This is a genomic window from Paenibacillus sp. FSL R7-0297 (assembly GCF_038009025.1).
Lineage (GTDB): Bacteria > Bacillota > Bacilli > Paenibacillales > Paenibacillaceae > Paenibacillus_AQ.
The window spans coordinates 4,090,843-4,115,559 of record NZ_JBBPAQ010000001.1; the positions used below are offsets into that span (position 1 = coordinate 4,090,843).

The window sequence follows — 24,717 nt, forward strand, 5'->3', positions numbered from 1 at the left end:
ATGTGCTGGCGCGAAGGCCATCGGCCAAATGTATGCGGAAAACCGAACACAATAGAAAGGAGATCATTCATACTCCTCATGACTCGCGGGAAGCCGTCAGAAAGCAGACGGAGGATGAAAAGTGAGACACCGCTTAAGAGTGGCATAAGGCGACGAAATCTGGTTAAATAATTCAGGTTCGCAGGTCTTAGCGCTTCACGCAGATGTCTTAATCTATCTGGCATACTTCTTCCTGCTGTTCGCCATTTGCATCAGTGTGCTGGGGATTATTTCGAGAAATAAATGGGCTATACTTGGACTGCTGCTTAATCTGTCCGTGTTAGTACTGCATTTCCTTGTATTCAAGGAATGGGTTAGCTGGCTCTATTAATGTGAGCATGAACGATAACCCTGTACAGTTTATGTATAACGAAACTATCCATTAATCTGGAAATCCTTGCATGATAAGATGAACCTGAGATCATTTAGACCGAAGGAAGAGATGGAGGTTCACACGATATGTATCTGCAAGAAGAGAACCTTGTCATTCGGCGTGCAACTGCAGCCGATGCACAGCTGTTATGCAGCTGGTGGAACGACGGGGAGGTAATGGCACATGCCGGGTATCCTAATGGAATAGGCACTACTGAACATGAGGTGCTAGCCAAACTGCAGACCGGTTCAGCCCCTGAACGGAAAGGGCGTCTGATACTGGAGATCGATGGTATTCCTGTGGGAGAGATGAGTTACAGTGCGGCTGCAGAGCGTGTAGCGGAGATTGGCATCAAAATCTGTGATTTCAGAGCGCAGAATCAAGGGGCCGGAACCCGGTTTTTGATGATGCTGATCAGTTATTTATTTGAGGTGCTGGGATATCATAAGATCATTCTTGATACCAACCTTAAGAACACCAGAGCACAGCATGTCTATGAGAAACTCGGCTTCCGGAAAATTGCGGTGCGTAATCATGCATGGACCGATCAGCTTGGAGAATGGCAAACCTGCATCGATTATGAGCTAACGGAAGCGGAGTGGAGAGCAAGAGTAGTCGAAGGTTCATGATAACGTGTGGTTACAGTCGTGACCTAGATGGTAATGCTGACTTCTCCGCTTGACAGATACTCCTCGTCACCATTCTCATATCTGACTCTCAGACGGCAGTCGTTATCAATGTCAATGGCTGTCGCCCCGCGTTGTTTGTTATCCTTCACCACTGTCACAAGCTTACCAAGGGAAAGGATTCGTTGTCTATATTCGGAGAGAAACCGTCTGTCCGTTAAATGCTCGTAGAATTCCATGAAATGGTTTAGCACTTCAGCCACGAGCCGGCAGCGGAGATCATCATAATGATTGCTCTTTGCAAATACAGATGTTGCAATCCCGCCAAGCCCGTCAGGAAAGCCGCCCGCCGGTAGGGCTACATTGATGCCAATGCCGAGAACCGCATAATCCAGCCTGCCGTTCTCCAGGGACACGGAAGCTTCGGTGAGAATTCCGCTCACCTTTTTGCCGTCCATGAATACGTCATTGACCCACTTAATCTGCGTGTCTTTACCGGATACGGTCTCGATGGCAAGGGCAACAGCGACGGCAGCTGAGGTCGTCAGAAGAGTGGCTTCTGCAGCGGATAGCTTGGGGCGCAGCAGGATGCTCATATAGATGCCCGTTCCAGGCGGTGAAAAGAAAGGCCGGCCATTTCTCCCGCGCCCGGCAGTCTGCTCCTCGGAGAGAATGACTTTCCCTTCCGCCTCTCCATTTGCAGCCAGGATTTTCGCAGCTTCGTTCGTTGACGGGATTGTCTTGTAAACTTCAAGGCGCAGCTTCTGACCTTGCGGATTCAGGTATTTCGAAATGGCCCCCGCGGACAAGATATCCGTTAATGGGGATAAAGAATATCCCTTATTGGTTACAGCCTGTATGGAATAACCCTCCGTCTGCAGCGATTTGATGGCTTTCCAGACTGCGCTGCGTGTTACGGATAACTGCCCTGCAATCTCCTCGCCCGATATATAACCGCCTTTGTTGCTACCCAGCAAGGATAGAATTTGTTCTTTCACTGTCATGGGAATAACCCTCCAGAAATATAACGTTCCGATCAAACCTCATCGATTTATATTAACATGCTTGTATAACAATAGGAAAACTAAGGTGTTATTTCGCTCCATTGTGAACCTAAAAAATATAATAGGTTTACAATAGAATGAGTCTCCATTATAATTCAGCGTATTGGCTGTATTCATTAACCAGTACAACCTATATTTCATCCACCTGGAGGTCAATAGCTTGAAGACGAAAGAACTTGTGTATGCCGCATTATTCGCAGCACTCATCGCGGTGCTCGGCATGATTCCGCCTTTGCCCCTTGGCTTCATTCCTGTTCCGGTCACTGCCCAGACGCTTGGCGTCATGCTTGCCGGCTGTTTTCTGGGTAGCCGGATAGGTACCCTCAGCCTAGTTATTTTTATTATCCTCATTGCCCTAGGGTTGCCAGTGCTGACCGGCGGACGCGGCGGGCTGACGGTGCTGGTTGGACCGTCTGCAGGATACATATTCAGCTGGCCGCTTGCAGCAGCCGTCATTGGCTGGTGTTCCGAGAAAATCTGGCCGAAGGTCAGCATGTGGAAGCTGTTAGCCATCAACCTGATCTTTGGTGTACTGCTGGTGAATCTGATAGGCGCACCTGTTATGGCTCTGCTGACGGATACGCCGGTCTGGGCCGGACTTATCGGCGCGACGGCCTTCCTTCCGGGTGACATCATCAAGGCTGTACTTGCAGCCGTCATCACGATGCAGCTGAAAGCCGTCAGCCCGATTGAAGAACAAGCGGAGGTGTGAGGAATCCATGAATCTGGTACAGCACATTCTGGAACGCGGCCAGGCCTGCCCTTCCCGTACCGCGATCTCGGACGGGCGGGAAGATCGTACATACGCCCAGCTTATGAAGCGGGTGCAACAGGTTTCAACCGGTTTGAAGCATGGCAGATACAGGGAGCGGAACATCGCCATCCTGTCCGGAAACCGTATGGAGTTCGCCGAGTTTGTTCTTGGTGCCATTTATGCGGGATGTGTTCCCGTGCTGCTGGACCCCAAATGGCCTCCTGAAGAACTGAATAAGGTTATCCGGCAGTGTGAGCCCGGGCTCATCGCTTGTGAAGAGCACCACGCAGCTGATTTCGCAGAACGTTATGCAGAAATTCCGCAGGTGTACTTCGGCGGGAAGCAGACAGACCGGAGCTATGGCCCGTGGCTGGCTGGCTTCGAGCCGGATGCCGCAGCAGCGGAGAACCCCGAACTCCTGTTCATCGGATATACGTCAGGCACCACCGGTCTGCCTAAAGGGTACATGCGGACGCATCTGTCCTGGTTAAGAAGCCTTGAGGCGACAGAGAAGGCATTCCAGCTGAACAGTATGAAGCATGTACTTGCGCCTGGGCCGTTCGTGCACTCCCTGTCGCTGTTCGCCTTGATGCAGTCCCTGTATAGTATGGCAACCTTTCATCTGCTCCCGGAATTCGATGCTGCGGTCGTCCTTAAGCTCTGCTCCCGTGAACAGGATATGACTCTGTTCGTTGTGCCTGCGATGATTGACGCATTGGTCCGGCTGGCTGCTGTAACCCCCGCGCGGATATCCATGCAGGCCTTAATCAGCTCCGGCGGCAAGTGGCCGGGGACCTCCAAACAAAGCTGCCGCGAGCTATTCCAAGGGACGAAGCTCTATGAATATTACGGGTCCTCCGAGGCCAGCTACATCAGCTATCTGGAGATAACCGGGGAGGAGGAGCCGGATTCCTTAGGCAAGCTGTTCGGCGGCGTGCAGATTTCCATCCGCGACGGGCAGTTTCGCGAGCTTCCTCCGGGTACGATTGGTGAGCTGTATATCCGGAGCGAAATGATGTTCACCGGATATCATCTGCTGCCTGAAGAGACGGCAAATGTGTTTCGCGAGGGCTGGCTGCGAACGGGGGATTACGTGCTCCTTGATCAGGACAGGCAATTGCATTTGGCTGGCCGCGCCGGCAACATGATCAAAAGCGGGGGACTTAAGGTCTTCCCCGAAGAAGTGGAGGCTGTGCTGCTTCGTCATCCGGCGATCCGCGATGCGATGGTATTCGGGTTGCCGGATGATCGGTGGGGAGAGCAGGTAACGGCACTGATTGAGTGGAACGGGGAACTGCGTCTTAGTCCGGATCAGCTCAGGGATTACTGTCGCCTATATCTTGCAGGCTATAAGGTACCCCAGCAGTTCATTACTGTCGGCCGATTCATATATACCAGCAGCGGAAAAATAGCACGGCAGCGGATGAAGGACGATGTGAGCGGAGGGAGGCTATGAATGAGGCCGTTCTTGTCATGGCCAGGCGTACACCTGTCGGGAAAATCGGCGGGCAGTTAAGCCTGCTTGAACCGGAGCAGCTGCTTGCCCCACTGATCCGCCTCCTCGTTACCGAAGCACAGCTGCCGCCGGAATGGATTGATGATGTCATCATAGGCAATGTAGTGGGTCCGGGCGGGAATATTGCCCGCAAGTCTGTGCTTGAAGCAGGGCTGCCGGTCACAGTTCCGGGAGTCACGGTCGACCGCCAATGCGGCTCAGGGCTTGAAGCCATCATCATGGCAGCACGCCTCATTCAGAGCGGTGCCGGAGAGATATTCCTGGCAGGCGGAGTCGAAAGTGCAAGCCGGGCACCCTGGAAAATGTTCAGACCGCACACGCTGAGCGGCACGCCAACCCTGTACACACGCGCGCCGTTCACGCCCGTTGCTTACGGAGATCCTGATATGGGGCTTGCTGCAGAGCATGTAGCGTCCAAATACGGGATTACCCGGGAGGCGCAGGATCTGTATGCGCTTGAGAGCCACCAAAAGGCAGTCCGCGCCAAGCGTACAGGCAGATATGCACCGGAGCTTGTACCGCTTCAAGCTAACGGATTCCGGATTACAGAGGATGAATGTCCAAGGCCGGATACAAGCCTGGGGAAGCTGGGCAGCCTGCCGCCGGTTTTTACGGCGAATGGCACCGTGACTGCCGGGAATGCCTGCCCCGTTAATGATGGCGCCGCTCTGGTGCTCATGATGTCGCGTGAAAAATGCAAACGGCTTAACCTAAAGCCCATCCTCCGTTTTGTAGACTCGCAGGCTGCCGGGGTGGACCCCCGGTATCCGGGGATCGGACCGGTCCCGGCGGTCCGGAAACTGCTGGGCCGCCAGCGGCTGGCAGTCGGCGATCTGGATATCGTTGAATTTAATGAAGCTTTTGCCGCCCAGGTACTGGCCTCCTTGCAGGAGCTTCAGCTTCCTCCGGGTAAGGTCAATCCCGGCGGCGGTGCATTGGCTCTGGGCCATCCTTACGGAGCCTCCGGTGCGATCCTGATGACGCGTCTATATTCGGAGATGCTGCAGACCCCTTACAGACGGGGGCTGGCTACGCTTGGCATTGGCGGCGGAATGGGGCTGGCTGTTCTGGTAGAGGCGGTCCTATGAACCGGATCTGCTTTCAGGTTCAGCTCATGGCGGACAATATTCTGCAATATGCTGACAGCATAGCTTCGCCCGTACAGCGAATAAAAGGAGCAGTGATTGCTCCTTCCACCATGCCGGTAACGTTCTGGAGTATAGAGGATGTCCCCTGGCTCCACGGGAAGGGAACAATGATTCACGGAACGCAGCAGTTAACCTGTCATGCACCGCTGCTGGCGGGTATGAATCTGGCTTGTGAGCTATCCTTGCTGGCCGTGGAGCACAAAAACGGCAGAGGCGGCCTGCTGACGCTATATACCCTTTCACTGGTCTGCTATCACCGGGGCAGCCTCATTGCTGAAGCTGAAACGGTCTTGATCGGGAGAGGAGAAATGATATGAGAATCAGGATCTCTGAGCCAGCCATCCGGCAATATGCCTCTGTGACCGGGGATGAGGCAGCTATTCATTTGGATGCCGAAGCCGCAAAGACAGCGGGTTATGAGGCCCCCATAGCCCATGGAATGTACATCATGGGGCTGGCGCAGTCTCTATATATGAAAGAACACCGTTCTCAGTGGATACAAGCTTTTACGATGAGATTTGAAAAACCGTGTGTCCAAGGCACATGCGTAGACTTCCGGTATCACAGTTGTAATCAGGATCAGATTCAGGTAACGGTGATATCGGACCATGAAGATATCATCGCCAAAGGCTCTTTTAGCGTTGCAGAGGGGATCGCGGATACATGAAGACGGTATTGGTTACCGGGGCAGCCCGGGGGATTGGGCGCAGTATAGCTATTGAGCTGGGCCGCTGCGGTTATAAAGTAGCCGTAAATGGTTTACATGCCGGGAGTATTAAGCAAGTCGTTGAGGACATCCGGCGGGCAGGCGGCTCAGCGGAGGGATTCTGTGCCAATGTCGCCGATCCCGCTGCCGTTACGGCAATGATGGATGAAGTGAGCAGCAAGATGGGGGCTTTGGATATTGTTATTCATAACGCGGGCATCCTTCATGACCGCAAATGCGAGTTCATGACGGACCGGGAATGGCAGAGTGTTCTGGCGGTTCATCTGAACGGGGCTTTCTACTGCATCCAGCGGGCATTGGCTCATCTGAACCGGCATGGAGGCGATATTCTGCTGATGACCTCCACCGCAGGACTCGCCGGATCGGCGGGACAGGTCAATTACAGTGCTGCTAAGGCGGGACTTCTCGGGATGGTATGGACGCTTGCCGATGAGCTGAAGTCCAGACGGATCAGGGTCAATGGCGTTGCTCCTGCGGCCTTAACCGATATGACCCGGCCGGTGGTTCAACATCTGACGGACAAATATGCACAGCGTAATGAGCCGCTCCCGGAGGCCTGGAAGCTGGGCGAAGCTGAGGACGTGGCCCGGTTCGTCCGTGCGCTTCTGGATCAGCCGGACCCTGAGCTGACGGGCAGGGTGTTCGGCGTTAACGGGCAGCAGATTACACCGTGGGAGAAACCACGGCCGCTGGCTTCAGTGACTGCTGCGCCGGAGGATTTTTTTGAATTTGAATGTTGGAAGCGGCGGAGGGAGTGTGAGGCAGATGCTTGCTTTTGATCAGGTCGAGTATTATTACCGGATGGGGAAGCCCATTCTTCGCCAGCTAAGCTTCAAGATCCGCCAGGGCGAATTCATTTCCATTATTGGAGGGAACGGAAGCGGGAAGTCCACGCTTGCCAAGTTAATGAACGGGCTCCTTCAGCCAAGAGGGGGACAAGTCCGGCTAGGGCTTTTGAATACACGGAATCCTGATGACCTTGGGAAGATCCGGGAGCGGGCCGGTCTGGTTTTTCAGAATCCTGATGATCAATTCATCACCACCTCTGTCATGGATGAAGTGATCTTCGGACTGGAGAATCTGCGCGTGCCGGGAGATGAAATGGCTCATCGGGCGACTAAGGCTCTGGAAGCGGTTCATATGGAAGACTATATGGAAGCTATGCCGCATCAATTGTCGGGCGGTCAGAAGCAGCGGGTAGCGGTGGCTGCCGTTGCGGCGATGGAACCCTCTATTATGATTTTTGATGAAGCGGCTTCCATGCTGGACCCGCAGGGGAGAATAGATATTCGGGATCTTATGCACACCCTTCACCGGCAGGGCAAGACCATCATTCAGATCACGCATGATATGGAAGAGATACTTTCATCTGAGCGAGTTCTGCTATTAAGCAATGGAGAAATGGCTTTCGACGGATCACCGTCCGCCTTATTCAGCGATGTATCTGTTTCGGAACACCAGCTGGCACTGCCTTTTGCGGTAAGACTTCACCAAGCGCTTGGGTTGGATGCCCCCTTAAGCGCGGACTGGAAGGAGACGGTCTCCGCCTTATGGTCTACGGGTTAAATAACATAAGTGTAAAGTTAGACGGTGAAGATATACTCCATTCGGTCTGCTGTACCCTTCAGGAGGGGAAATGGATTTCGGTGATTGGCCATACCGGGGCTGGAAAGTCCACCTTCGCCAAAGTCATTAAAGGGCTGATTCCTTATTATAGAGGTGAATATACGCATAACCGGCAGCCTCTGCCGAGGGATGGTAAAGGAAAGCTGAAGGTCATTCCGCAGATCGGTTATGTGTTTCAATATCCGGAGCAGCAGATGTTTGAAACAACGGTTCATAAAGAGCTGGCCTTTGCTCCAGCCATGAAGGGGGAATCTCCAGAGAAGGTGGACAAAGCCATCAAGACGGTTATGGAGCAGCTGGGACTCCCCGCAGAGCTGCTTCAGGAGAAGCCGTTCCAGCTTAGCGGGGGGCTTAAGCGGCTTGTCGCCATCGCCTCTGTGCTGATTGCGGAGCCGGAGCTGCTGATTCTGGATGAACCGACCGCCGGACTTGACCCCGTACGCAGGACAGCGCTGCTGAAGCAGCTTAAGGTATGGCAGAGGGCAAAGGACCGGACGGTGCTATGCATCTCTCATCAGCTCGAGGAGGTAGCCGAATATTCGGACGAGGTGATGATCTTCGAGCGGGGACGCTTATTGGCCCACTTGGAAGCGGATGAGTTGTTCCTGAAGCATGCAGTGCTGCTGGAGCAAGCCGGACTGCCTTTGCCGGAGCCTATTCAGCTCTTACACTTGTTTGAAGCGCTGTCCGGACAGAAGCTTGAGCCGGAGAGTTGCAGGGAAGAAGATATTATGCAGCTTGCGCGGACCGTCTGGCAGTCAAGAGGGCTTCGGAATGAAGGATAACATCCTGCTGGGCCAGTATATCCCTTCAGGCTCGGTGCTCCACCGGCTTGACCCCCGGACGAAGCTGTTAAGCGTTCTGACGTTCACGTTTTGCTGCCTCTCTCTTCATAATGTTGGCGGATATGCTGTGGCGACAGTCTTTGCGGGAAGTCAGCTGCTGCTGTCCAGAGTTCCGGTGCGGATGTTTCTTAGGGGATTACAACCGGTGGTGCTCATCTTATCCTTTACTTTTGTGTACCATCTCTTCCATACCCCAGGAACGCCGCTCTGGCCGGGCTCGGCCGTTAAGGTGACAGGAGCAGGGATAGAGAACGGCATCTTCGTGATCTGGCGCATACTATTGCTGGTTTCCCTTGCTTCGCTGCTGACATTGACGACCAAACCGCTGGATCTGGCCAAAGGATTGGAGCAGCTGTTCAAGCCTCTATCCCGCTGGGGGGTTCCTGTAGAGGCTATCGCCCTGATGCTAGTGCTTGCCGTCCGTTTCATCCCTACAATTGTGCAAGAGCTGGACCGGATTATGCTGGCGCAAAGAGCGAGGGGATATGAGATCATGGCGGTCAAGGGCTATAAGCGGATACTTGCTTATTTGACGCTAGTGGTTCCGTTACTCCTGTCTACGGTTCAGCGGGCAGAACAGCTGGCGATGACGATTGATGCAAGGGCTTACGGGACCGGAAAGGGCCGCACTTTTTATAGAGAGCTGAGATTATCGCCGATGGATTACATAGCCGGGGGAGTCACGCTTGCTTATGTGCTGCTGCTTCTTTACCTGTAGTATGGGAAAATGAGCTATAGTACAGTTGCAGATTATGCAGCAGAGAGTGGTATCAAACGATTTCACTGAGAGGAGCCATTGCGGCATGTTTACAATCCCGGATACTTTTACTAAAAGAATGCATGAACTCTACGGTATGCAAGGCGAAGCATGGTCGGAGGCGCTGCCCAGTTTAATTGCCGACTGCGCTAACCGCTTCGGCTTTAGTCCGGAAACTCCCTTTTCCAATTTATCCTATAACTTTGTACTCCGGGCAAAGCTAAGTGACGGGAAGCCGGCAGTGCTAAAATCCTCCTTCCTGAAGGACGAGCTTTCCAGGGAAGTTAGTGTGCTGCGTGCCTATGAGGGCCGGGGGGCGATTCGTGTACTGGATGCTGACGAGGATTGGGGGATGGCTCTGCTGGAGGGAGCGGACCCTGGGACACCGTTGTCGGCGATTACGGATGATGCGATGGCGACGGATATCTTTTGCCAAGTATTTCACCGCCTTCATCTTCCTGTGCCAACGGGTAGTGTATACCCTTCTATGAAGCAGTACTTCGCGGCAATAGAGCGATACCGTGAGCGGTTCGACGATGGGAACGCTGCAGCGCCACTGCCTGAGAGTTGGGTGGAGAATGCCGAAGAGTGTCTGGTATATCTCATTATGACCACGACAGAGAATCTCCTGCTGCATGGAGATCTTCATCATGACAACATCCTCCGACAAGGTGAAAAGCAATGGGTAGTTATTGATCCCAAAGGCATCATCGGTGACATTCATTTTGATACTATCCAGTATCTGCTGAACTATATGGATCGGGGTGGTGATCGCGAGCAGGTACTAAGGGGCCGGATTGCGCTTATGGCCGACCGCCTTGGCTTGGACCCTCGCAGAATCGCGATGTGGGGTGTGGTACGGGGCGTGCTTGAGGCATGCTGGACGATTGAAGGTGGAGGAACAGATTGGCACAGAGGCATCCAGTTAACAGAGCTTTTCGCCAAATGCCTGGATTGAGCCAAGAACTATGCGAAAGTCACAGGAGAGCGTAAGGCGTAAGCAGACACTAACCCCCGCGTTAGTGTTTTTTCTGCTTTTTTTGCAAACCTTCTGGAGTTGTGGCGCTTTAGCCTTTATAATATGACGAGAATATAGAATAAAGGAAAAGGTGTTAATTTCATGAGCATATTAAATGTAGAAAAGCTTAGTCACGGGTTCGGAGACCGGGCCATATTCACCGATGTATCCTTCCGCCTGCTGAAGGGTGAGCATATCGGTCTGATCGGTGCCAATGGTGAAGGTAAATCGACCTTCATGAATATCATTACCGGCAAGCTGCAGCCGGACGAAGGCAAGGTGGAATGGGCGAAGCGTATGCGCGCCGGTTATCTGGACCAGCATGCGGTCCTGCAGCAGGGACAATCCATCCGTGATGTTCTGCGCGGAGCCTTCCAATATCTGTTCGATATGGAACAAGAGATGAACGATATGTACGGCAAGATGGGCGAGGTCTCCCCGGAGGAGCTGGAGCAGCTGCTGGAGGATGTCGGCACGATTCAGGACATGCTGACCAGCCAGGATTTCTATATGATCGACGCCAAAATCGATGAAACCGCCCGCGGGCTTGGACTTACCGACATCGGTCTGGACAAAGACGTTAACGATCTCAGCGGCGGTCAACGGACCAAGGTCCTGCTGGCCAAGTTGCTGCTGGAGAAGCCGGATATTCTGCTGCTGGATGAGCCTACGAACTATCTCGATGAACAGCATATCAACTGGCTGAAGCGTTACCTGCTGGATTACGAGAATGCGTTCATTCTCATTTCGCATGATATTCCTTTCCTGAACAGCGTCATCAACCTGATCTACCATATGGAGAATCAGTCGCTGTCGCGTTACGTGGGCGATTACGAGTATTTCCAGCAGGTGTACGAGGCGAAGAAGTCCCAGCTGGAGTCCGCCTTCAAACGCCAGCAGCAGGAAATCGCGGATCTGAAGGATTTCGTGGCCCGGAACAAGGCCAGCGTAGCTACCCGGAATATGGCGATGTCCCGGCAGAAGAAGCTGGATAAGATGGATGTCATCGAGATTGCCAAAGAGAAGCCGAAGCCGCAATTTAATTTCAAGCAGGGCCGGACTTCCGGCAAGGTGATTTTTGAAGCCAAGGATCTGGTAATCGGCTACGATTCTCCATTGTCCAGACCTCTTGATCTGAGCATGGAGCGGGGACAAAAAATAGCTCTCGTCGGTGCGAACGGGATCGGTAAAACGACGCTGCTGCGCAGCATTCTCGGTCAGATTCAGGCCATTTCAGGCTCGGTCAGACTCGGTGATCTGCTGGAGATCGGCTATTTCGAACAGGAAATGAAGGAATCGAATTACAACACCTGTATTGAAGAGATCTGGAACGAGTTCCCATCCTACTCCCAATTTGAGATCCGGGCGGCACTGGCCAAATGCGGCCTGACGACCAAGCATATCGAGAGCAAGATTGCGGTCTTAAGCGGCGGCGAGAAAGCCAAAGTACGTTTGTGCAAGCTGATCAATCGTGATAGCAACCTGCTTGTACTGGATGAGCCTACCAACCATCTCGATGTAGATGCCAAGGAGGAGCTGCAGCGTGCGCTCAAAGCTTATAAAGGCAGCATCCTGCTGATTTCCCATGAACCTGAGTTCTACCGAGATATCGTGACGGATATCTGGAACTGCGAATCGTGGACGACAAAAGTATTCTAAAGAGCCGGCAATCATGCTGGTCTAACGGTGACCCGTAAGAGGACAGCTTTGAACAAAGTGACACTCTTACGGGTCATTTATGTCGGAATTCAAGTATAGCTGCAGGAGGATCATATGAAAGTACATAATGAGTCAACAGCTGTGAAGCAGTCCAAAAGGAATGTGGTCAATGTCATCATTGACGGCATTTCGGGAATCTTTCTTCCCATTGTTAATATTCTGAGTGCTGCGGGCATTATGAAAGGTTTGCTCGCCGGCGCCGTTGCGCTGGAGATCATCAGTAAAGCGGAAGGCACATATATGGTGCTTAATGCGATGGCGGACAGTCTGTTCTACTACCTTCCGCTGCTGCTTGCCTTTACAGCCGCCCGCAAATTCGGGGCCAACCCCTTTACTGCCGTTGTGATTGCCGGAGTACTGGTGTACCCGAGCCTGACCACGCTGTTTGACAACCAGGAAATCATACATTTTCTCGGCATGAGTATTACTCCCGTTAACTATCCGTCGAGCGCCATTCCGATCATCCTTGCGGTAGGCCTCTTAGTGTATGTAGAACGCTTCTGCGTTAAAATATTGCCTGAGGTGATCCGGGAGTTCTTCACACCGTTGATCTCGATTGTAACGGTGTCCGCCGTGACATTGCTGGTGTTCGGTCCCATTGGTTCACTTGCCGGAGACGCGCTGGCTGAAGGATACCGCTCTGTATACGACCTCAGTTCGGTCGGGGCGGGAATGGTGCTTGGCGCGATTATTCAGCCGATGGTTATCTTCGGATTGCACTGGAGTCTGGTGCCGCTGGCAATCAACAATATCAGCGTACATGGCTCGGATACAATCCTCGCGCTGATGGGACCAGCCGCCTTCGCGCAGGCAGGAGCAGCGCTCGCCGTGTTCATCAAAGCCAAGGACAAGAAGTTCAAAACCTTATGTTTGTCCGCGTCTATTTCAGCCTTGTTCGGAGTTACCGAGCCCGCGATGTTTGGGGTGAACCTGCCCTTGCGCAAGCCGATGGTCATTGTCTGCTGTGCGGGTGCGATCGGGGGCGGAATGGTCGGCCTGTCCGGCTCGTCCGCGATTTCTTTCGCTTTTCCGGGTCTGGCGACTTTGCCTGCTTATCTGGGAGACGGGTTTGGCGGTTTTCTTATTGCCTGTACGACCGGTTTTCTTATCGCACTGATTGCGACGCTCTTTGTGAAGCTGGGGCCAGAACCTGTGGTGGATCAGGGCGCCAAGTAGAATGAAGAGGATGGCGGGCAGTTTCTCCGCTATGGGTTTCGTGTAATGAATGCTATACTACTAGAGGTTATTAAGTGAACAGATAAAGGGTGGCAAGATGGAGAAAATTAGCTTTCATTACGGAAAACATATTCAAAAGGTTGCGCGGGCACTATATTTCCATTCGTGGAAATCCATACTCTCCATTGGGATTCAAGCGGTGTTTGTAGCCGTTTGTATGATTCTATATGTTAAGAACGAATCGATCATACTCCTCGGGATATCGATAACCCTTGTGCTTACGATCGCGATGTCGATGGTTATGCGTACCTTACTGTTACCAAAGATCCTGTCGGCAGATACAAGGTACAACAAGGAATTCGAATATCTGTTTGATGCAGAAGGGATTAACTTCAGTCCGGAAGAAGATCAGGCCATCATGAAATGGGGCTCCTTCACCCGGGTGTGGGAGAATAAAGGCTATTACTTACTGTTCCATGGTCAGCAGGAATACTGGTTCATAGCTAAGCAATCGTTCGAGGATGCAGCGCAAGAGAATAAATTCAGAGCTTATGTATCAGATCACCGTAAGATTGTCACTGGAGTTATCCTGTAAAATGATATGTCATACGATGGACGTGCTATCCTGCACGTCCTTTTTTCTTGGCTGATCCCAGTGTTTCATCCATGCCTTCTATGCCCGCCAAAAAGTTGTACAGTCCGCCTTATCCGCAATATTGTACTCGATCATTTGTCGGAGTAGGGTGAAGTCAACAGGACTCGTCCATTTCATACGCACCAGCAGCTTGGTGTGATCTAAGCCAGCCTGCTTAATGGCATCGGCAAAATGATCCATGCCCGCCTTCTCGGGAGCAACGGCCATATGCGCTTTGGATACACTGAAGCCGATAATATAGGTTCCGTGGTCGGTGAACATCGGCTGGTTCCAGGCAATTTTCGGCGTCAATTGGGGGAATTCCTGAATCACCCAGGCAAGTACCTCTTCCGTAGCGGCCCGGTGTACCGGATTATCAATCTTCGCTAAATACTGTGCAAACTCTTCCATGCTTGTCCCTCCTGATCTGTAATCACTCTCATGCGATCTATCTTATAGTTTCGTACCCGGTTAGTCAAAAAAATGAATACGCAAATTAAGGGATTCGCCTATCCGTCAAAGAATGTTACCACAGACTGCTGCATACCATCTTTTACCTGTATTATAATAAGAATCCAATAGGTCTTTATTATGAACAAAGTGGGGGAAGTGAATGGAAAGGATGATCACACATCAAGGCAAACGTCCTGCTGAAATTATGGCTACGATAGGTACGAGTATTCTGATGTTATGCTGGATATGGTTCATGCTGCAAGCCAATAAATCTACCCGATTAGAACTAATCATGGCCTTCCTCGTCATTGGGGTAGCAGTAACCATCATTGGGATATTAATTTATCGCTTGTTGACATTTAGCAGAGCGTTCGTCATTGAGATTAAACCTGAAGTCCTTCAGATCAAGAATACTGAGATAGAAGCGGGCAAGGTTAAGAAGATTTTTATCAAAGGATACTTTAAGCCTGTAATCGCGGTTAAGCCCAAGGCTAATTTGCTGGTGCCGTACAAGTACTGTTTCTGTTTCGCTGACAAGGAAGATCAGGGGATAAAGGATCTGAAGGATTGGGCAGAACAACATCAGATTAAAGTGTTGCATAAACGGTTTACGCGATGGCTGTAATTAGGGCATCACAACTAATCGAATATAAATAGAAAGGATCATTCAGATGAACCTGCAATTAGTTCCTCTAAGAATTCCTATAGGTTGGACAATAAAATGGAATGTGTTTACCGAAGTATCACCGGAAGACTTCACAGATGAAGAACATGAACACCGCTGGGAATATAATGAGGATTTATTCCAATTTGTAAACTACAATAGGAAAAAGATATTAGACCTCGGTTGGTATCCTGAATTTCAGCCAAACGGGCAGTACAGGCTATTATTAATACATAAAAGTGATGATGAAGAGCAACAATTCGCTGATTGGGCTAACCCATTAGAAGTTTTTAATTCAAGAAATATAGATGAAGTGAAGTTAAAGATTGAAGAAATATTATTGAAGGTCACTAGAGGAGAAATGCGACAAAAAGGAAAAATTCAGGAGGTTACGACCTCTCCATTTCAGGATGTTTTATTATTTTCAAACGAAGCCCGAAAGGAGCCACTGATATGAATGTAACCGGATTTAGCCATATTACGCTAAATGTTCGCAACCTGCAGACATCCCTGGAATTCTACCATGGCATTCTAGGTATGACCCTAAGACACCGTGGCAGGTCGGATGCTTATCTGGAGTGGGGAAGTGCCTGGGTCTGCCTGGTTGAACGGGCGGATGCTGAGGAACACACTGACGGATTCGCCGGTATGGACCATGTGGCTTTTTATATCGCAGAGAACGATTTCAAGGAAGCTATGGGCATCCTGCATCACAACAATGTATCAATTGTAAGAGGCCCGATACAGCGTGGAGTAGGCTGGTCCGTTAATTTCTTGGACCCGGATGGAATCCAGTTAGAGCTGCATACTTCAACCCTCGATGAACGGATGGAGATCTGGCGCTGAGGAACGTTTCGGGTATATGATTGTAAAATATATCTTAGAAGCCAAACCAGAATCGAGGACGCTAGATGAATAATCCTTTTACAGAAATTCTGACTTCAGAAGCTGAGCTTAGAGAACTCCTGGGTTATCCCAGTGAAGTGGTGAAGCGCAAATCGATCCATCATCTGGATCATAATTGCCGCAATTTTATCGCTATGTCACCGCTGTTATTCCTGTCTACTGCAGATGAACACGGCTCTTGCGATGTATCTCCACGCGGGGATGCACCTGGATCGGTAGTAGTGCTGGATGACGGTCATTTGGTGATACCGGAGCGGCCGGGCAACCGCAGATTTGATTCATTGCGAAATATCCTCGCTAACCCCAATGTTGGCCTAATCTTTATCATCCCGGGACTTGAAGAGACCCTGCGGATTAACGGTCAAGCTTTCGTGATCAGAGACGAGCATATTCTGGATAGGATGAAGGCCCGGGATAAACGGCCTGCCTTGGGAATTGGAGTGAAGGTGGAGGAATGCTATATGCATTGTGCCAAGGCTTTTAAAAGATCACAGCTATGGGACAGCGGCTCCTGGCCCGCAGAGGCCTCGCTTCCGTCTGCTCCGGCGATTATAGCGGATCATGTGAATTCTGCCGAGTTTACTGTGGAAGTAGTCCGGCAAGGCATACAGGAGAGCTACGAGAAACGACTTTATTAATGAATGGAGTGACCGGTGCAGATGGATAAGCAGAAGCTGATCCGTATTTTTGATAAACAGGCCACAGACTATGCCCGCAAAAGAGAAGATCCCAAACAGCAACGCTGGCGCCGGAATCTTATAAGTCATGCCAAGGGGGATGTGCTTGAGCTGGCAGTGGGGGCGGGGGCTAACTTCCCTTACTATCCCAGGGAGGTCAGGATTACTGCAGCGGATTTCAGCAGCGCAATGCTTGAGAAGGCGCGGCAGGCAGCAGGACATTACCACGTGAACGCCAGTTTTGTATGTGCAGATATGGAAGAAATGAGCTTCCCCGGGCAAACCTTCGATACTATTGTTTCTACGTTATCTTGTTGCAGCTATCAGAATCCCCTGGAGATGCTGAAGAAGATTAACCGCTGGTGTAAGCCGGACGGGACTATCCTGCTGTTGGAGCATGGGATCAGTTCTAACTTCATGGTGTCAACGCTGCAACGGACACTGAATCCGCTGCTGTACCGTGTCTATGGATGCCATCACACCCGGGATATTATTGGACTGGTCCGGGAGTCCGGGATGCAGATCAGTAAGGTAGAGAGCTACTCGCTGAATATGATTCATCTGATATGGGCCCGGCCGCAGCAGCAACTACGAACTGAACGTTAGGAGAAGTGGAATGGACAGCATTATTTTTGATCTGGATGGCACGTTATGGGATTCTTCGGATGCAGTAGTGGTGGGATGGAATAGTGTGCTCAGCAATTACCAAGGTGTCGTAAGCGCAGTAACCAAGGAAGATTTACAGGGAATCATGGGTCTGCAGGTAGATGAGGCTGGCCGGAAGCTGTTCCCGAATATAGATGAGGACACCCGGCAAAGAATTCTCAGAGAATGCTGTGAAGTAGAGTGTCTTTGTCTGGCCAAGCAAGGCGGAAGGTTGTATGAAGGGCTGGAAGAAGTGCTTCAGGCATTATCTGCAAAATATATGCTGTTCATCGTGAGCAACTGCCAGGCGGGTTATATTGAGGCTTTTTATGAATACCATCAGCTGCAGAAGTATTTCACAGATTACGAGAATCCGGGCAGAACCGGACTATCCAAGGGCGAGAATATCAGGCTGGTTATGGAGCGAAATCACTTAAGCAGTCCTGTCTATGTGGGCGATACGGAGGGAGATATGAAGGCGGCGGGGATTGCCGGGATTCCTTTTGTGTACGCAAGTTACGGATTTGGCGAAGTGAGCAGGTATGATCTTGTGATTGATCGTCTGGATGGGTTATTGGCGTTGTTTGATATCGCTACAGGAGATGAAGAATGAAATTCACATACATGCTGAATAGTATAGGCTGGGCAGAATCCTCTCTTGAAATTGAGCACAATGAAGTCTATATGGAACCTTCTTATCTGTCAGAGCCGTTAATAGATCTAGTACAATCTGTTGAACTTCTTGTTCCAAGTCTGAATGCTCCGGAGGAAGTAAGGGATTATCGGCAGAATGGAGACCTCTTAGCTTAGTAAGAACTTTAAACAAAATTGAATATGGAATCTGGGTTAATTAAATCTGGATAATATTGTATTATGTGCAAGATTTCAATAGGTTACCTTATGCTCAGCTACATAAATTCATGGAGTGGGGAACAAGCTATGGATGAGGTGGTCCATATGCCATTATTAAGCAAAGGCTCAGCAATAATCTTATCCCTGTCGCTCGCGTGTACTACATCCCCAATAACTACTAATGCTCAAGATATACCAAATTCTGGGGTTGGTAATCCCGAAGAGACCGCTAAACAACTGGAACAGCTGAAATTTCGCCTGAAGGAGCTTGAGCCGCCCGAACCCGTTACCATTATGAATTCGCCAGAGGAAACAGAGGCTGCTGCACATCTGCCTAAAGATATAATATCCATTTCCGGAGTAATTAAAAAAGGCAAGAGAATTCCTTTCTTTATTATAAAGAATGACCCTCTCTATCAGAGACCTGTGTATGAAAAACATTGGCATAGCACCTATAGTGGAGGAAGATGGAGTTACATGCCAACGCGGATACAATACGCACTCCACCGGTTATTTACAACCTACGATATCGGTTTATCCAGCCAATACGATTTCCAGCAGAATGTAGGCATTCAATTCCCGCTGTTTCAGAACAAAACGGATCTGGATCTGTATATCATTGCTTTTCAAACGGAGATTACAGCTGTGTATACCAAAGGTAATCAGGTAGTTGTCACAGGTATCCCTAAACATGCTGGCGTTCAAGTCGCGACTATCAAAACAGGGAATCTGCATCCCACTGACCTCAAAAAGGTAATGCTCATTCAATTAGCCACCCCGCAGGGTGATGAACTGGATGATTCGTACATCGGCTATGCGCAGCCGGATTTCTGGTCACAGCAAATACGGAAGCGAAAAGAGCGGGAAGAGTAAGAGGAGTGTAGCATAGCAAGCGCCGGGAAGCGGGAGTATCCGCAGGTACCGGCGCTTGTTGCTTTAAAAAAGGGTGTAACTGAAATATAAGTATAGCGAGAGTAAACAGCGGACCAGCACATGAAGCAGATGGATGTGCCCCTGAAGCACATATCCGTTGCGAAGTGCGCAGCAAAATAACAGGATCAGTCCAAACGGTAGAAAAAGCGGATGATACGGTGTGCAGAGCAGCGCTAATGAACCAAGAAGGTTAGCTGCTGTCAGTGATAGTTGAAGGTTCCGGCGTTTGATGATGGCGGCGGCACCCATGAGTAGTGCGTACAATACAATTAGGAGATAGATCATTCTTGTTCCTCCTTGCAGTGGGATATAATACGAGTTAATCACATGGGGTTAACCCCATGGCAAGGGGGGCGGAGGACGATGCAAATTGGAGCGTTTGTCAGAGAGATGGGGACAACGGCGGATACCGTGCGCTACTACATGGAGCTGTCTTTGCTGGGACCGGAGCTTAAGGGGAACCGTTATTCTTTTGGAGAGAAGGAAGTCCGGGATTTCCAGGCCATCGCACAGCTGAAGCAGTGGGGCTTTGCGGTGAAGGAGATTCAATGTCTGTTCCGACATAAGGCGCAATCCGGCTGCGGGACAGCGGGGGTGCTCCGCTTCGCCCGTGACATACTGCAGGAACGTGTGCATGCCATCGACATCAGTATTGCGGAGCTGGGCAGGCAGCGGGAAGGGGTTCTGGAGAATCTGGCTGAGGTGGAGGCGGTGCTGGGGCGGATTTATCTTCGATAATTAATAAGTTGTTTAGCTTATTTTAAATTTGGAGTAAATGATAAATATAGCAATAATATAGAAAAATATGCTAAGATAGACCCATCTTGAATATGAGGTGGATAATATGATACATCAGATCAGCGGGGGTTCATCATCTCTCGAACTCTATGAGGATTACCTAGTAATTAAGCCAAGTAATGTACAGAAATTAGGAGGACAAACTCAAACAATTCCTCTGGATTCGGTAGTAACAATCAGTATAGTTAAACCTTTTCTAAAAGTACCTTATTTACAAGTCATTACACCGGGCCTGCAAACATCCAAAAAGGATAATCTTAAAGGGGCAAGCGCGAACGTTGTGCTGATTCAGCCTGGTAAAATGAAAACCGCCGAAAAAATTCGTGAATATATTGCAAGCTATAAATCCGGAAGAAGCAATCGCCAAGCTCCTCCTGCTCCGGCCGGATCGATCGATGATCTGAGACAGCTCGCTGAGCTTAGGGATTCAGGTATTATTACTACGGAAGAATTCGAAGCCAAGAAAAAACAGATTCTGGGGCTATAAATCCACCTTTAGTTAACAAGGTATCTTTGTCTAAACAAAGGTACCTTGTTTTTTTATGAGTCCAGTATAAAGAATTAGATGAAGTAGCCGTTTTCTGCTCCTCATTAATAAGCCCACTTACCCCCGCATCAACTTCATGCACACCTGGGGTTCCTCATCAACGCTTCTGCAGGGTTCACACACTTCAAATCCAAACTTGCGCACACTGGCTATTGATGCAGCATTGTGTGGATGGGTCAAGATATAAATACAATCTACGTTAAGATGCTCGAAGCAGAGCTTAATGAGTACAGGTAAGGCTTCCGACATATATCCCTGTCTCCAGTAATCTTTCCAGATATCATAGCCGATCTCGACTTGTTTCAGCTCACGATCCCAGTAATGATAGCCGCAGGTCCCGATAAATGCATCCGTTTCAATATCGAACATGCCGTAACGGTGATGGCCTTTTCCCTCTGGACTGGCGTAATGTTCAATGATTTCTATGGCTTCTTCATAGCTACAGGGCGGTTCGCTGAAATGTTTGCACATCTCCGGGTCTGAGAATTGTCTATACACTACATCAATATCCTCTACATTCAGCAAGCGGAAGTGCAGCCGCTCCGTCTTAAACGCTTCTGATAATTTCATAATTGCTCTCCTGTTCATAAAAAACCATTTATATACAATCATTATGGTTTTTTGCATCCACATTGTCTATGATAATTCATAAGACACTCATCCATCTTGAATATCATTACACGTAGTGTCCGGGAGAGTAGAATTTGGGCACCCGTCAGTGTGATGATGCTTTTTACTAGTTTTATAGTCGCTATTGCAGTCGAACTAAGTCACCGGAGGGATACACAAATGGAAAATGCTATTAGGGACATATTTGAACAGAAAGATATTATGCGTATTGCCGCAAGCCGCTATGAAATCAACCCTGATGAGTTAACTTACATAGGCGGGTTTCAGAACTTCGTGTACGAATACCAGCGGAGCGGTGAATTGTATATTCTAAGAATTACTCCAGGAATGCACCGGACTGCAGAGCAGGTTAGAGCAGAGCTGGACTGGATTATCTATCTAACCGGGAACGGAATCTCAGCGTCGGGTCCGATTCTTTCTGAGGATGGTAATTGGACTGAAGTTATAGAAACGCCGGAGATGTGTTTTATTGCCGCCTGCTTTGACAAAGCCCATGGCAACAGGATCGGCTATCCCGAATGCCTGAACGATAACGCCACCTATGAGGAGCTGGGCCGGATTACAGGGAAGATGCATGTGCTTGCCAAGCGGTATGACAATCCGGATGCCTCTGTGCGGCGGCATGACTGGAATCTCAATTATTATCTGCAAAATATCGATATTCTGCCCCCCTCGCACCATCACGTACGAGAGACTTATTACAGCATCACAGAGACCATCCATAAATTTCCGAAGGATAGAGAGGCTTACGGACTTATCCATGGGGATATGGGGTTCGGGAATTTCCATGTGAGTGATCAAGGCAAGATCACGTTATTCGATTTCGATGAGGCGCAGTACAGTTGGTTTGTAGAGGATATCGCCATTCAGCTATATTATCTGGTCTATGTATACGGCGGGGAAGAGGGCCGGGACCACCGTGAGGAACAGGCTCTCCGGTTTATGGATCATTTTATGAAGGGGTACAGCCGGGAGAACACCTTGGAGCCGTATTGGCTGAAGCAAATCCCTGTGTTCCTGAAGCTCAGAGAACTGATTGTTTACATCGGGGCATACCGGAATTTCGACGGTGACGAATCCTTCAGTTCATCAGATAATCAATGGTTCAAGGATTGGATCAGCGAAAGCAGAGAGCGGCTTGAGCATAACGAACCTATTGTTAATGTATGGTAAAAAGGCAGCGGTGGTGAAGCCTGGTACCAAGTTGTGGAACGGGCGGTGCAATATGAGGCTTTTGTGCAGACATACAAGACCTCTAACCGAACTGCGGTGATGAATAAATAATCATGATCTATTTATGAATCTGTAGAGAAACCGGGCTGCTACCGATGCAGTCCGGTTTTTTTGTATGTATTTTTGGCTGATAAGACCCATAATGCATAGTATCCTATAGGCCGGAAGCGTCATTAATCACAGAAAAGGAAAACGTTTACAATTATAATGTAAGCGTTATCTAAATGCTGTATACATTATTACGCAAAGGGAGGAAGAAGACTTGAGGTTACACAAGGTTTCCTTTAACATGCTAGTAATTATGGGTTTTAGCATTCAGTACGCATTAATGCATCTTTTTTCTGCAGGCGAGGTCCTTGCCATTTCATCGGCTGAGCTTATCATTTATATGGTGTTCACTTTTGCCGGGCTGGGCCGGTTCTTTCAGCGCAGAAGACAGGTTCTGAACGAGCAGGGCTGCGGGTCGGCCGGACTTTTTTTCAGCGTATTATGGACGGTTTCGCTCTGTTCACAGTTTCGGAAAGAGAATTACCCGGACGCACTGACAATCATTAATTCACTTGGCGTGTCTGCTGCCGGGCTGATCCTGATTACCGAAATTGTTATTTTATTTAAGGCTTGACATACATAAAGTGATCTGTACTGGAGGATGCGTAATCCGCCGGTGAAGGAGCTTCTTTCATTTTAGATGATAGGAGCTTTTTTTGATTTATTCAATTCCCGTGCGGGTGTCCCGGTTTACTGTATTAACAAACCGTTTGCCCCATTCACACAGCGGATCAAGAACCATCCTGATTGACCTTCCGCTGTCCGTCAGCTCATATACCACTTTTGGAGGCACTTCAGGGAATACGGTCCGGAGAATAAGCCCGTCTGCTTCAAGCTCTTTAAGCTGCTGGGTGAGCATTTTTTGGGTGACCGGTGACAGCGTGCGCAGGATTTCCCCGTTGCGCATTGCTCCTTGCTCGGCCAGCAGGCAGAGAATCGCTGTTTTCCACTTGCCGCCGATCCGCTCCAGGGTGGCTTCCGTAGGGTTGTGGTACTTTTTATGTGTCATAATCATCGATCTCCTTCAACGTACCCGATTGGTAACTATATTACGAAAAAGTGCGTACTTTTTTGTTTTGATTATAAAGGTTATATTCAATCGTGTCAGTACAACGCTAAATGTGGAGGTAATAATATATGGCTATGGGGACAAGAAATTCATGGGGAACAGGAATCGTCGGAGCAGGCGGATGGGGTGGAGTGGCTCATATTCCTGCGCTCGCAGCGCTTGAGGCATATGAGGTGAAGGCCGTAGTCGGCACACGATTAGAGAGTGCACAGGCGGCGGCTGAGCTCCACGGCATTGGCTCTTCCTATAGTAGTACATCGGAGATGGCCAAGCAGGACGGAATTGACGTAGTAGTGGTAACTGTAAAAGTACCCGAACATGACCGGCTGATCCGGGAAGCCCTGGATGCCGGTAAACATGTGTACAGTGAATGGCCGCTTGCCCGGACTACTGCGGAAGCGGAGGTGCTACTTGAACTTGCGGAAGAACGGGGAGTGAAGCATGTAGTGGGTCTTCAGGCACGGGGCAATCCAACTGTCCGCTACATCAGGGACTTGGTCGCTGAAGGTGCTATTGGCCGTGTATTAGCTGTGAATATAATGGTTAGTCTGCCTGTATTTCCGACCTCGAACGGAACAGTGGACCAGGCACATGTCTATCTGCTGGATGAAGCTAACGGGGCAGACCAGCTGACGATTGGTGCTGCACATGTGCTTGATGCAATTGAATATATGGTATCGCCGTTCGTTGAGGTGTCTGGTAAGCTGGATACGCAATACCCTGAAGTTCACGTACTGGAGACTGGTGAATCAGTGACCGCAAATGCACCGGATCACGTGCTCGTTAGCGGGAAACTGGCACAGAATGCACTTGTTTCGGCACAGTTCGTCAATGGTGGTGCCCCCGGATTTACGCTGAGGATCATCGGAACCGATGGTGAACTGGTCATCACTCCGCGGGATCAGCTGATGTTTCAGATGGACCGGCTGACGCTGCAGCTCGCCCGTCCTTCCGGTGAGACAGAGATGCTGGAAACGCCGGATGTGTATGCATCACAGGTACATCAGCTGCTCCCCGGTCCCGGATACAATGTAGCTCATCTCTACGCCCGATTGGCGCAGCGGCTTGACGGGGAAGAGGTGGAATTGCCTGATTTCACCCAGGCGGTCCGGTTGCATCGTCTGATGGATTCGATTCGTAAGGCAAGCGCCTCGGGTGTCCGTCAAGAAATAAGATAGTTTACTGATACTTACTGCCCGCTTTCTTGGCATTTCTCAGTCTGCCATTAAATTTCTGGTGT

The 24,717-nt window shown here is 50.0% G+C and carries 31 protein-coding genes; 26 read left to right on the forward strand and 5 right to left on the reverse strand.

Features of this window, described 5'->3' with window-relative positions; translation table 11 throughout:
- The first annotated feature begins 498 nt into the window (after positions 1 to 498).
- Positions 499 to 1,041, forward strand: a complete 543-nt coding sequence (locus tag MKZ24_RS17895) for a GNAT family N-acetyltransferase (protein WP_340785085.1) — start codon at positions 499 to 501, stop codon at positions 1,039 to 1,041.
- A 23-nt stretch (positions 1,042 to 1,064) separates the two neighbouring features.
- Here MKZ24_RS17895 and MKZ24_RS17900 read toward each other — a convergent pair whose 3' ends face one another.
- Complete coding sequence (locus MKZ24_RS17900) at positions 1,065 to 2,042, reverse strand: biotin--[acetyl-CoA-carboxylase] ligase (protein ID WP_340785087.1); 978 nt, start codon at positions 2,040 to 2,042, stop codon at positions 1,065 to 1,067.
- 220 nt (positions 2,043 to 2,262) lie between these two features.
- On the opposite strand from MKZ24_RS17900, the gene MKZ24_RS17905 reads away from it, so the two are divergent.
- From MKZ24_RS17905 to MKZ24_RS17965, 13 genes are all read left to right on the forward strand, one after another.
- Positions 2,263 to 2,814: a biotin transporter BioY gene (locus tag MKZ24_RS17905; protein WP_340785089.1), complete on the forward strand. Its 552-nt coding sequence runs from the start codon at positions 2,263 to 2,265 to the stop codon at positions 2,812 to 2,814.
- 7 nt (positions 2,815 to 2,821) lie between these two features.
- Positions 2,822 to 4,312 (forward strand): class I adenylate-forming enzyme family protein, encoded by a 1,491-nt coding sequence (locus tag MKZ24_RS17910; RefSeq protein ID WP_340785091.1) that lies wholly within the window; start codon positions 2,822 to 2,824, stop codon positions 4,310 to 4,312.
- On the forward strand, positions 4,309 to 5,460 hold the full coding sequence (locus MKZ24_RS17915) for a thiolase family protein (protein ID WP_340785093.1): 1,152 nt from the start codon (positions 4,309 to 4,311) through the stop codon (positions 5,458 to 5,460). Before MKZ24_RS17910 ends, MKZ24_RS17915 begins: the two co-directional genes overlap by 4 nt.
- Positions 5,457 to 5,837 (forward strand): FAS1-like dehydratase domain-containing protein, encoded by a 381-nt coding sequence (locus tag MKZ24_RS17920; protein ID WP_042237327.1) that lies wholly within the window; start codon positions 5,457 to 5,459, stop codon positions 5,835 to 5,837. Before MKZ24_RS17915 ends, MKZ24_RS17920 begins: the two co-directional genes overlap by 4 nt.
- Positions 5,834 to 6,187: a MaoC family dehydratase gene (locus tag MKZ24_RS17925; protein WP_042237325.1), complete on the forward strand. Its 354-nt coding sequence runs from the start codon at positions 5,834 to 5,836 to the stop codon at positions 6,185 to 6,187. Before MKZ24_RS17920 ends, MKZ24_RS17925 begins: the two co-directional genes overlap by 4 nt.
- The gene (locus MKZ24_RS17930) at positions 6,184 to 7,026 is read left to right on the forward strand and encodes an SDR family NAD(P)-dependent oxidoreductase (protein ID WP_340785097.1); all 843 of its coding nucleotides are present in this window, start codon (positions 6,184 to 6,186) and stop codon (positions 7,024 to 7,026) included. Before MKZ24_RS17925 ends, MKZ24_RS17930 begins: the two co-directional genes overlap by 4 nt.
- A complete protein-coding gene (locus MKZ24_RS17935) occupies positions 7,013 to 7,813 on the forward strand; it encodes an ATP-binding cassette domain-containing protein (RefSeq protein WP_340785099.1) in 801 nt (266 codons plus the stop codon). The genes MKZ24_RS17930 and MKZ24_RS17935 overlap by 14 nt, the downstream gene beginning before the upstream one ends.
- Positions 7,798 to 8,658, forward strand: a complete 861-nt coding sequence (locus MKZ24_RS17940) for an ATP-binding cassette domain-containing protein (RefSeq protein ID WP_340785101.1) — start codon at positions 7,798 to 7,800, stop codon at positions 8,656 to 8,658. Before MKZ24_RS17935 ends, MKZ24_RS17940 begins: the two co-directional genes overlap by 16 nt.
- Positions 8,648 to 9,436, forward strand: coding sequence for an energy-coupling factor transporter transmembrane component T family protein (locus MKZ24_RS17945; RefSeq protein ID WP_340785103.1), 789 nt, complete (start codon positions 8,648 to 8,650; stop codon positions 9,434 to 9,436). The genes MKZ24_RS17940 and MKZ24_RS17945 overlap by 11 nt, the downstream gene beginning before the upstream one ends.
- Before the next feature lie 85 nt (positions 9,437 to 9,521).
- Positions 9,522 to 10,433 carry an aminoglycoside phosphotransferase family protein gene (locus MKZ24_RS17950; RefSeq protein ID WP_340785106.1) on the forward strand — a complete coding sequence of 304 codons (912 nt, stop codon included), beginning with the start codon at positions 9,522 to 9,524 and terminating at the stop codon, positions 10,431 to 10,433.
- A gap of 162 nt (positions 10,434 to 10,595) precedes the next feature.
- Positions 10,596 to 12,152 carry an ABC-F family ATP-binding cassette domain-containing protein gene (locus MKZ24_RS17955; RefSeq protein WP_042237318.1) on the forward strand — a complete coding sequence of 519 codons (1,557 nt, stop codon included), beginning with the start codon at positions 10,596 to 10,598 and terminating at the stop codon, positions 12,150 to 12,152.
- Positions 12,153 to 12,266: 114 nt separating this feature from the next.
- Positions 12,267 to 13,388 carry a PTS transporter subunit EIIC gene (locus tag MKZ24_RS17960; protein WP_340785109.1) on the forward strand — a complete coding sequence of 374 codons (1,122 nt, stop codon included), beginning with the start codon at positions 12,267 to 12,269 and terminating at the stop codon, positions 13,386 to 13,388.
- A 97-nt stretch (positions 13,389 to 13,485) separates the two neighbouring features.
- The gene (locus MKZ24_RS17965) at positions 13,486 to 13,983 is read left to right on the forward strand and encodes a YcxB family protein (RefSeq protein ID WP_042237314.1); all 498 of its coding nucleotides are present in this window, start codon (positions 13,486 to 13,488) and stop codon (positions 13,981 to 13,983) included.
- Between the two features lie 78 nt (positions 13,984 to 14,061).
- Here the strand turns inward: MKZ24_RS17965 and MKZ24_RS17970 are convergent, their stop codons facing one another.
- Positions 14,062 to 14,433 (reverse strand): iron chaperone, encoded by a 372-nt coding sequence (locus MKZ24_RS17970; protein ID WP_340785113.1) that lies wholly within the window; start codon positions 14,431 to 14,433, stop codon positions 14,062 to 14,064.
- 202 nt (positions 14,434 to 14,635) lie between these two features.
- Here MKZ24_RS17970 and MKZ24_RS17975 point away from each other — a divergent pair, with 202 nt between their 5' ends.
- The 7 genes from MKZ24_RS17975 (at position 14,636) to MKZ24_RS18005 (ending at position 19,092) form a co-directional block, all read left to right on the forward strand.
- A complete protein-coding gene (locus tag MKZ24_RS17975; protein WP_042237311.1) occupies positions 14,636 to 15,100 on the forward strand; it encodes a hypothetical protein in 465 nt (154 codons plus the stop codon).
- Between the two features lie 46 nt (positions 15,101 to 15,146).
- The gene (locus MKZ24_RS17980; protein WP_042237308.1) at positions 15,147 to 15,596 is read left to right on the forward strand and encodes a hypothetical protein; all 450 of its coding nucleotides are present in this window, start codon (positions 15,147 to 15,149) and stop codon (positions 15,594 to 15,596) included.
- On the forward strand, positions 15,593 to 15,985 hold the full coding sequence (locus MKZ24_RS17985; protein ID WP_042237306.1) for a VOC family protein: 393 nt from the start codon (positions 15,593 to 15,595) through the stop codon (positions 15,983 to 15,985). The genes MKZ24_RS17980 and MKZ24_RS17985 overlap by 4 nt, the downstream gene beginning before the upstream one ends.
- Positions 15,986 to 16,050: 65 nt before the next feature.
- Positions 16,051 to 16,683: a pyridoxamine 5'-phosphate oxidase family protein gene (locus MKZ24_RS17990; protein WP_042237303.1), complete on the forward strand. Its 633-nt coding sequence runs from the start codon at positions 16,051 to 16,053 to the stop codon at positions 16,681 to 16,683.
- A gap of 21 nt (positions 16,684 to 16,704) precedes the next feature.
- On the forward strand, positions 16,705 to 17,328 hold the full coding sequence (locus tag MKZ24_RS17995) for a class I SAM-dependent methyltransferase (RefSeq protein ID WP_042237302.1): 624 nt from the start codon (positions 16,705 to 16,707) through the stop codon (positions 17,326 to 17,328).
- Positions 17,329 to 17,338: 10 nt separating this feature from the next.
- Positions 17,339 to 17,980: an HAD family hydrolase gene (locus MKZ24_RS18000; protein ID WP_042237301.1), complete on the forward strand. Its 642-nt coding sequence runs from the start codon at positions 17,339 to 17,341 to the stop codon at positions 17,978 to 17,980.
- 326 nt (positions 17,981 to 18,306) lie between these two features.
- On the forward strand, positions 18,307 to 19,092 hold the full coding sequence (locus tag MKZ24_RS18005) for a hypothetical protein (RefSeq protein ID WP_231637679.1): 786 nt from the start codon (positions 18,307 to 18,309) through the stop codon (positions 19,090 to 19,092).
- Positions 19,093 to 19,155: 63 nt separating this feature from the next.
- On the opposite strand, the gene MKZ24_RS18010 is transcribed toward MKZ24_RS18005, so the two are convergent.
- Positions 19,156 to 19,437 carry a hypothetical protein gene (locus MKZ24_RS18010; protein ID WP_042237298.1) on the reverse strand — a complete coding sequence of 94 codons (282 nt, stop codon included), beginning with the start codon at positions 19,435 to 19,437 and terminating at the stop codon, positions 19,156 to 19,158.
- Positions 19,438 to 19,515: 78 nt separating this feature from the next.
- Between MKZ24_RS18010 and MKZ24_RS18015 the strand changes: the two genes are divergently transcribed.
- A complete protein-coding gene (locus MKZ24_RS18015) occupies positions 19,516 to 19,890 on the forward strand; it encodes a MerR family transcriptional regulator (RefSeq protein WP_042237296.1) in 375 nt (124 codons plus the stop codon).
- 106 nt (positions 19,891 to 19,996) lie between these two features.
- Positions 19,997 to 20,437 (forward strand): SHOCT domain-containing protein, encoded by a 441-nt coding sequence (locus MKZ24_RS18020; protein WP_052416535.1) that lies wholly within the window; start codon positions 19,997 to 19,999, stop codon positions 20,435 to 20,437.
- Between the two features lie 117 nt (positions 20,438 to 20,554).
- On the opposite strand, the gene MKZ24_RS18025 is transcribed toward MKZ24_RS18020, so the two are convergent.
- Positions 20,555 to 21,067: a GNAT family N-acetyltransferase gene (locus MKZ24_RS18025; RefSeq protein WP_052416532.1), complete on the reverse strand. Its 513-nt coding sequence runs from the start codon at positions 21,065 to 21,067 to the stop codon at positions 20,555 to 20,557.
- A gap of 219 nt (positions 21,068 to 21,286) precedes the next feature.
- Between MKZ24_RS18025 and MKZ24_RS18030 the strand changes: the two genes are divergently transcribed.
- Both MKZ24_RS18030 and MKZ24_RS18035 read left to right on the forward strand, forming a co-directional pair.
- On the forward strand, positions 21,287 to 22,300 hold the full coding sequence (locus MKZ24_RS18030; protein ID WP_042237294.1) for a phosphotransferase enzyme family protein: 1,014 nt from the start codon (positions 21,287 to 21,289) through the stop codon (positions 22,298 to 22,300).
- Positions 22,301 to 22,622: 322 nt separating this feature from the next.
- Positions 22,623 to 22,982 carry a hypothetical protein gene (locus tag MKZ24_RS18035; RefSeq protein ID WP_042237293.1) on the forward strand — a complete coding sequence of 120 codons (360 nt, stop codon included), beginning with the start codon at positions 22,623 to 22,625 and terminating at the stop codon, positions 22,980 to 22,982.
- A gap of 87 nt (positions 22,983 to 23,069) precedes the next feature.
- Here MKZ24_RS18035 and MKZ24_RS18040 read toward each other — a convergent pair whose 3' ends face one another.
- Positions 23,070 to 23,417 (reverse strand): winged helix-turn-helix transcriptional regulator, encoded by a 348-nt coding sequence (locus MKZ24_RS18040; protein WP_042237291.1) that lies wholly within the window; start codon positions 23,415 to 23,417, stop codon positions 23,070 to 23,072.
- A gap of 128 nt (positions 23,418 to 23,545) precedes the next feature.
- Here MKZ24_RS18040 and MKZ24_RS18045 point away from each other — a divergent pair, with 128 nt between their 5' ends.
- Complete coding sequence (locus tag MKZ24_RS18045) at positions 23,546 to 24,655, forward strand: Gfo/Idh/MocA family protein (protein ID WP_052416530.1); 1,110 nt, start codon at positions 23,546 to 23,548, stop codon at positions 24,653 to 24,655.
- Positions 24,656 to 24,717: the final 62 nt, after the last annotated feature.

Coding starts and splice junctions, on each gene's coding strand:
- MKZ24_RS18005 (WP_231637679.1), top strand. CDS start 18,307: ATGGATGAGGTGGTCCATATGCCATTATTAAGCAAAGGCTCAGCAATA.
- MKZ24_RS17975 (WP_042237311.1), top strand. CDS start 14,636: ATGGAAAGGATGATCACACATCAAGGCAAACGTCCTGCTGAAATTATG.
- MKZ24_RS17985 (WP_042237306.1), top strand. CDS start 15,593: ATGAATGTAACCGGATTTAGCCATATTACGCTAAATGTTCGCAACCTG.
- MKZ24_RS17940 (WP_340785101.1), top strand. CDS start 7,798: ATGGTCTACGGGTTAAATAACATAAGTGTAAAGTTAGACGGTGAAGAT.
- MKZ24_RS17950 (WP_340785106.1), top strand. CDS start 9,522: ATGTTTACAATCCCGGATACTTTTACTAAAAGAATGCATGAACTCTAC.
- MKZ24_RS18030 (WP_042237294.1), top strand. CDS start 21,287: ATGGAAAATGCTATTAGGGACATATTTGAACAGAAAGATATTATGCGT.
- MKZ24_RS17945 (WP_340785103.1), top strand. CDS start 8,648: ATGAAGGATAACATCCTGCTGGGCCAGTATATCCCTTCAGGCTCGGTG.
- MKZ24_RS18020 (WP_052416535.1), top strand. CDS start 19,997: ATGATACATCAGATCAGCGGGGGTTCATCATCTCTCGAACTCTATGAG.
- MKZ24_RS18040 (WP_042237291.1), bottom strand. CDS start 23,417: ATGACACATAAAAAGTACCACAACCCTACGGAAGCCACCCTGGAGCGG.
- MKZ24_RS17900 (WP_340785087.1), bottom strand. CDS start 2,042: ATGACAGTGAAAGAACAAATTCTATCCTTGCTGGGTAGCAACAAAGGC.
- MKZ24_RS17925 (WP_042237325.1), top strand. CDS start 5,834: ATGAGAATCAGGATCTCTGAGCCAGCCATCCGGCAATATGCCTCTGTG.
- MKZ24_RS17960 (WP_340785109.1), top strand. CDS start 12,267: ATGAAAGTACATAATGAGTCAACAGCTGTGAAGCAGTCCAAAAGGAAT.
- MKZ24_RS17995 (WP_042237302.1), top strand. CDS start 16,705: ATGGATAAGCAGAAGCTGATCCGTATTTTTGATAAACAGGCCACAGAC.
- MKZ24_RS18025 (WP_052416532.1), bottom strand. CDS start 21,067: ATGAAATTATCAGAAGCGTTTAAGACGGAGCGGCTGCACTTCCGCTTG.
- MKZ24_RS17980 (WP_042237308.1), top strand. CDS start 15,147: ATGAACCTGCAATTAGTTCCTCTAAGAATTCCTATAGGTTGGACAATA.
- MKZ24_RS17920 (WP_042237327.1), top strand. CDS start 5,457: ATGAACCGGATCTGCTTTCAGGTTCAGCTCATGGCGGACAATATTCTG.
- MKZ24_RS17935 (WP_340785099.1), top strand. CDS start 7,013: ATGCTTGCTTTTGATCAGGTCGAGTATTATTACCGGATGGGGAAGCCC.
- MKZ24_RS17910 (WP_340785091.1), top strand. CDS start 2,822: ATGAATCTGGTACAGCACATTCTGGAACGCGGCCAGGCCTGCCCTTCC.
- MKZ24_RS18045 (WP_052416530.1), top strand. CDS start 23,546: ATGGCTATGGGGACAAGAAATTCATGGGGAACAGGAATCGTCGGAGCA.
- MKZ24_RS17965 (WP_042237314.1), top strand. CDS start 13,486: ATGGAGAAAATTAGCTTTCATTACGGAAAACATATTCAAAAGGTTGCG.
- MKZ24_RS18010 (WP_042237298.1), bottom strand. CDS start 19,437: ATGATCTATCTCCTAATTGTATTGTACGCACTACTCATGGGTGCCGCC.
- MKZ24_RS18015 (WP_042237296.1), top strand. CDS start 19,516: ATGCAAATTGGAGCGTTTGTCAGAGAGATGGGGACAACGGCGGATACC.
- MKZ24_RS17895 (WP_340785085.1), top strand. CDS start 499: ATGTATCTGCAAGAAGAGAACCTTGTCATTCGGCGTGCAACTGCAGCC.
- MKZ24_RS17955 (WP_042237318.1), top strand. CDS start 10,596: ATGAGCATATTAAATGTAGAAAAGCTTAGTCACGGGTTCGGAGACCGG.
- MKZ24_RS18000 (WP_042237301.1), top strand. CDS start 17,339: ATGGACAGCATTATTTTTGATCTGGATGGCACGTTATGGGATTCTTCG.
- MKZ24_RS17990 (WP_042237303.1), top strand. CDS start 16,051: ATGAATAATCCTTTTACAGAAATTCTGACTTCAGAAGCTGAGCTTAGA.
- MKZ24_RS17970 (WP_340785113.1), bottom strand. CDS start 14,433: ATGGAAGAGTTTGCACAGTATTTAGCGAAGATTGATAATCCGGTACAC.
- MKZ24_RS17915 (WP_340785093.1), top strand. CDS start 4,309: ATGAATGAGGCCGTTCTTGTCATGGCCAGGCGTACACCTGTCGGGAAA.
- MKZ24_RS17930 (WP_340785097.1), top strand. CDS start 6,184: ATGAAGACGGTATTGGTTACCGGGGCAGCCCGGGGGATTGGGCGCAGT.